Annotated in this window: 4 protein-coding genes and 1 pseudogene; 3 read left to right on the forward strand and 2 right to left on the reverse strand. The window is 42.2% G+C overall.

Annotated features, from left to right (window positions below):
* A partial coding sequence (locus RMX98_RS35935; RefSeq protein ID WP_409882104.1) for an AAA family ATPase occupies window positions 1-2,666 on the forward strand: 2,666 nt, incomplete at its 5' end.
* A gap of 39 nt (window positions 2,667-2,705) precedes the next feature.
* On the opposite strand, the gene RMX98_RS35940 is transcribed toward RMX98_RS35935, so the two are convergent.
* Both RMX98_RS35940 and RMX98_RS35945 read right to left on the reverse strand, forming a co-directional pair.
* Window positions 2,706-3,380 carry a hypothetical protein gene (locus tag RMX98_RS35940; protein WP_322681668.1) on the reverse strand — a complete coding sequence of 225 codons (675 nt, stop codon included), beginning with the start codon at window positions 3,378-3,380 and terminating at the stop codon, window positions 2,706-2,708.
* A 128-nt stretch (window positions 3,381-3,508) separates the two neighbouring features.
* Entirely contained in the window at window positions 3,509-4,063 is a 555-nt protein-coding gene (locus tag RMX98_RS35945) for a DnaB-like helicase C-terminal domain-containing protein (RefSeq protein ID WP_322681667.1), read from the reverse strand.
* Window positions 4,064-4,297: 234 nt separating this feature from the next.
* Here RMX98_RS35945 and RMX98_RS35950 point away from each other — a divergent pair, with 234 nt between their 5' ends.
* Both RMX98_RS35950 and RMX98_RS35955 read left to right on the forward strand, forming a co-directional pair.
* Window positions 4,298-4,759, forward strand: coding sequence for a hypothetical protein (locus tag RMX98_RS35950; protein WP_322681666.1), 462 nt, complete (start codon window positions 4,298-4,300; stop codon window positions 4,757-4,759).
* Window positions 4,760-4,990: 231 nt separating this feature from the next.
* Window positions 4,991-5,455, forward strand: a pseudogene (locus tag RMX98_RS35955) (restriction endonuclease); the annotation flags it as partial.
* Between the last annotated feature and the right edge of the window lie 64 nt (window positions 5,456-5,519).

Raw genomic sequence — 5,519 nt, forward strand, 5'->3', positions numbered from 1 at the left:
AACACCAGCAGTCTGTTGAACAGCAGTTTGGTTTACGGGCGTTTATTGGTGCTGGTAGATTACAGTCAACTAAGCTTTCTCAAGCATCCTTGAGCAAAACTGAAATTCAAGAAAGTATCGCCCCGGAAATTGCTGCATCAGGTCGCTTATTGGATGTCGAACGATTGGTTGAACGCCTGGGACGACCCGATTATAAAATAATAGTCATTCATGGGCAGTCAGGTGTAGGTAAAAGTTCGCTGGTAAATGCGGGGTTAATTCCGGCTTTAAAAAATAAAAGTGTAGGGATTCAAGATTATTTACCTGTAGTACTGCGAGTTTACACTAATTGGGTAGAAGAACTTGGGCGGCTAATATACGAGGCATTGCAAGAGAGAAGTAGAGCTAGAAATCAGGAATCAAAAGAGCGTGAGGTTTCTAGCTCAGAAATTCAAACTTCTCCTGCTGATTCCGCCTCCTTAATTTCTCAATTGCGAGACAACGAACAGCACAATCTACGAACCGTACTGATTTTTGATCAGTTTGAAGAATTTTTCTTTGCTTATACCCAAGAAACCCAAAGGCAGCATTTCTTTGAGTTTTTGGGTGAGTGTCTTAATATTATTTCGGTGAAAGTAATTCTGTCGCTGCGGGTAGATTATCTGCATTATTTACTAGAGTGCAACCGTCTGCCAAGTATGACGATTATTGGCAGGGATATTCTAAGCAGTAATGTACTTTACGAATTGGGAAATTTTACACTTGAAGATACCAAGTCAATAATCCAGCGTTTGACTCAGACTGCTAATTTTGAGCTAGAACCTGCTTTGATTGAGCAACTGGTGCAGGATTTAGCACAGGAATTAGGTAAAGTGCGTCCAATTGAATTGCAGATAGTAGGAGCGCAACTGCAAACTGAGAATATTACAACTCTGGAAGAATATCAGCAGCGTGGGACTAAAGAAGAACTGGTAAAACGTTATTTGGCTGAAGTGGTTAATGATTGCGGTGTCAAGAATCAACAAGCCGCAGAGTTGTTATTGTATTTGCTTACCGATGAAAAAGGAACCCGCCCACTCAAAACTCGTGTTGAACTGGAACGAGATTTGCAAGCATTAGTCGCAAACACGACTACAGGCGGCAGTAATCCAGATTTAGTGTTAAAGATTTTTGTTAAATCTGGTTTGGTGGTTTTGCTTCCAGAGAATCCGGCTGATCGTTATCAGCTAGTGCATGATTACATTGCCTTATTGATTCGCCAGCAGCAGGAGCCGAAGTTAAATCAGTTAATGGCTCAATTAGAACAAGAAAAGCAACAAAGAAGACTCAGTGAAGAACAAAGAAAACTGGGTGAAGCTAAACTTAATAGTTTTTTGAAACGCGCTCTATTTGGTTCAGTTGCAGCAGGAGTAGCCTTAGCTGGACTGGCAGTTACAGCGTGGATTCAAGCACAAAAAGCCCAAGAACAAAAAAATCAAGCTGATATTCAAAGAAATCAGGCTAACATTCAAACACGGCAAGCTACAATTAGCGAGATTAATGCTTTGACTAATTCTTCAGAAGCACATCTTGTCTCTGGTGAATTCATAGATGCCACAGTAGAAGCTTTGAAAGCAAGTGAAAAATTTCCGTCTTGGGCATCAAATGATACTCAACTAAAAACTGTTACAACTTTACAGCAAGCAGTTTATCTAAAGCCAACAGAGAATCCAGGAAATAGAGCTATGGAGCTTAATACTTTAGAAGGGCATACCGAGTATGTCAGTAGCGTAGTGTATAGTCCAGATGGCAAAACCCTCGCTTCTAGCAGTGATGACAAGACGATAAAAATATGGGATGTCAGTACAGGTAAACCCATCAAAACACTCACTGGGCATACTGATAGAGTCAGTAGCGTAGTGTATAGTCCAGATGGCAAAACCCTCACTTCTAGCAGTGGTGACAAGACCATAATTTTATGGACTTTGGATTTAAATGAGTTAGCCAAAGACGCTTGTAACTTGCTTGCTCCTTATTTGATTATTCATCCTGAGACATTAACAGAACTTCAAAAATGCCAAACTCAATCTCTTCTAAAACAGTCTGCTTTAGTGCTGCTTATTCAAGGTGAAAAACTAGCACGTAATGATGATATTAATGCATCTATTGAAAAATTCAAAAAAGCTCAACAATGGGATGCCAAGCTAAATTTTGATCCACAGGTAAAAGCACAAGAATTTACAAATATTGGTAAAGCAGAGCGTCTACTCAATGAAGGGCAAAGTCTTGTTCTAAATGGTAAAGTAAGGGAAGCCCTAGATAATTACGCACAAGCCCAAAAGTTAGACCCAAAAGTTGAAATTCCCGTTGAAAATTGGAGTTCACTCTGCCGATATGGTAGCTTATACAAGCAAGCCTCCGATGTCATGTCTGCCTGTGAAAAAGCCGTAGCACTTTCGCCAGATGATCCCAATATTCAAGGCAGCCGTGGGCTAGCCAGAGCATTGACAGGTGATACTAAAGGAGCAATAGCAGACTTTGAGGAGTATATTGTTCAGCTTGACAAAGAAATTAAATTATCTCAAGGAGATGAATTAAAACAACTTAAAGCTGATAAAGCACAACGTCAAAGTTGGGTGAAAGAGTTACGCGCTGGCAAGAATCCGTTTACAGATGCAGTGCTTGAGAAACTGCGATCGCGGCAATAGCTTTAACAAAGTGGAGCAACAGTCTTTGCTACCGCAACATTACCCATGACAACAGGTGTAATATCTGCGTCTGAGTCGCGCTGCTTTCTTACCCCCAAAGCCATGCCAACGAAAGTCTTTAGGCAGCAGATTTTGGATAGACCAAATAGAACCAGGATTTGAGTTCCGCTTGCAGACAGAGCCAATACCAACCCAATCATGAGTTTTAAGGCGTGAGCCGTAATTATCCAAATGCCTTAAATAATCTTTTGGTTCGTATCCTTGAAGTACAGGCATGACATAAGGCGGTGATTCACCAGTAGCTTGGGCTAATTTGTCCAACTCTTGGATTAGGCGATCGTAACGGTGTAAAGTTAGTTTTTGATGAGTTGGAATATCTAGTCCTGTGATTTTGAGAATGTACTCCTCGCACATATAATCCTGAACGACTACCGCGACGAGATTACAACAGTTTTTAAATCGCCAAATGATTTGGGCATAAGTTTTGGTGGATAAATGATTTTTGTAGCCGTACTGTCTAGATACTCGGCTGAATGCCCCACTGTCTATAATTACTGGTTGCTTTCCACCATCAAATGGAGCTTTACGGCAAGTATATGAGTTGCCCCTTTTCTTGAAAAAGCCATTTATCGAAATCATGACAGGACAATTCAGGTCAGCAATTTTTTCAGGAAAGTTGCACCGCAGGAAGTACATTGGTTCAGTTTTATTCATATACCACCTTTTAAAACTCCTGTAATTGAACGCACGGGTCTAATGCAGCGATCGCCGGATGTGGATGTAGTTGTGAATTTTTGCAAGGATGGAAGGAGAAAAGAGGGATTATGACAAAAGTGGGTAAATTACCTGGCCAAGTTCAAAAACTTCGATGTCGATAAATCGCATAACATCGTTGCAGTGCCGAGCTTACCGTAAAGCCTGTTTTTCTCAACAATCAACTCGATAGTGCGGTCGCTTGGGTCTTTTGTGTAAACAGCATCGCGGTAAAGCATAATCAATTGGTCGCAAACCTCGAAGATTTCGCCGGAATTACGCAACAGATGACGATTGGGGCGTTTGTCAGCCGTTGTTTGATTCCCCCGATTGATTTGACAGCCCAAGAAAACAGAGATTTTGTGAGACTTGGCGATATCCCGAATTTGGCGCGTAATCTTGCCGACTTCAAAAGCCATATTCCCGCCTGCTGAGAGAGGAATCTGCTGCAAGTAGTCAATAAAGACAGCACCAATAGAACCACCAAATTCGGCAATGGCACGGCGCACTGCACTTGCAATCATTGCGGTTGTACGGGAGGAATGCTCGTAAACCTTCCAAGGCAGTTCTACCATAATTAACGTTACTGCCGTTGAAGTTCCAGAATTAACCGAGCAGGAAATTAGCGATAAGCCTGACGGCATGGCTACGCTTACCGCTTGCACCTGGAGAGAAAAGTAGAGAGGGCATTTTTTGAGGCGGGAAAGGCTTTAATGGAGTTACGCGATCGCAGGTTATACAGATCCACTCATCACACATTTGAGGAGTATTGTCGTGATAGATTTGGATACACCCATCGCCGGGTCAATTATCTAATAGCTGGTTCTGTAGTATTTGACAACATAGCGACGGGAACAAATTGTTCCTAAAATGAGGAAGTGGATGGAACGGGAACAAATTGTTCCCAAAATGAGGAAGTAGACAAAACTCGACTTAACCCCTCACGAATCCTGCCAACTAACGAAGGACAAGTGCGCCCTCTGGCACAACTAGAACCCCAGCAGCAGGTTAAAGTTTGGCAACGGGCAGTACAGGAGGCTGGCGGTAAAGTTCCCACTGCCAGGATCGTCACTGATGTGGTGCAGAAAATTATGGAACGTACCAAAATACCCAACACCTACCAAATTGCCGAAGTCTGCCAAATTCTTGCTAAGGACAATCCTGATTTACGAGGAAAAGGCGGGAATTGGTGCATTGTCAACCATGTAGGCGAATTTAGTTGCACAGTCACAATGTGGGATGGAGAGTACACCATCAGAATCGACCATATGAAGCCACTCAATTACCTGGAATCGGAATGTCAGCAGATGCAGCAGATTAGCGATCGCATGCATCAGTAGGTTACGGGACAGTGGCAAGCTAGAAGCGCCAGCAGAGGCAGTTTTGAAGTGTTTAAAAGAATTGAAGCGTCCGTATTTTACTGAGTTTGAGGAAAGGCTTTTGGATTTTATAGAGCTGAATTAAAATCACTGCTAGATAAACTGTTGAATCAAGGCGAGTTATTGATTAAGTGGCATCGGAAAATCAAACATAAAGGCAATCTTGGCTATGTTACAGTTTAAATGCTTATTAGCTTACCAGGAACTGCAACTGAAAATCAATGTAGAGCGATCGCCCTTGCCCAGCAGATGCGAGGATGGTTTGAAACTTTGGGCTATCGCCTGGAAAAATATGAAATCTGGGCAGAAGAATATTTTGAATGGATTATCAACATTCCAGTCCGTCGTAGTTATGACCGCATTCTTATCCTTGGCGTTGCTGGAGAAGTTGGACTGAGTGATGTGATGGCGTTGCGTTCCTCAGTTGAGGCGCAAAAAACTGATGAAGGATGGTTAGTAACTACCCGCCGCATTTCCCGCGCTGCAAGGGATGAAGTTAAGAAGGAAGAAAATCATCGCCTTGATTGTTTCACTTTTGACGAACTAATTGACTTGGATGCTGATTTTAATGCCTATCTTGACTGGTTAGAAGCAGAAATCAAACGCCGGAAAATTGATACCAAGTATGTACCCCTTGCTTGTACTAAACAGGACTTACGCAACTGGCACAGCGTGATCGCTATTTTATAGTATTTATGTACTATATAAAGTGGCTGACCCA

The organism is Nostoc sp. DedQUE02, assembly GCF_034531035.1.
GTDB lineage: Bacteria > Cyanobacteriota > Cyanobacteriia > Cyanobacteriales > Nostocaceae > Nostoc.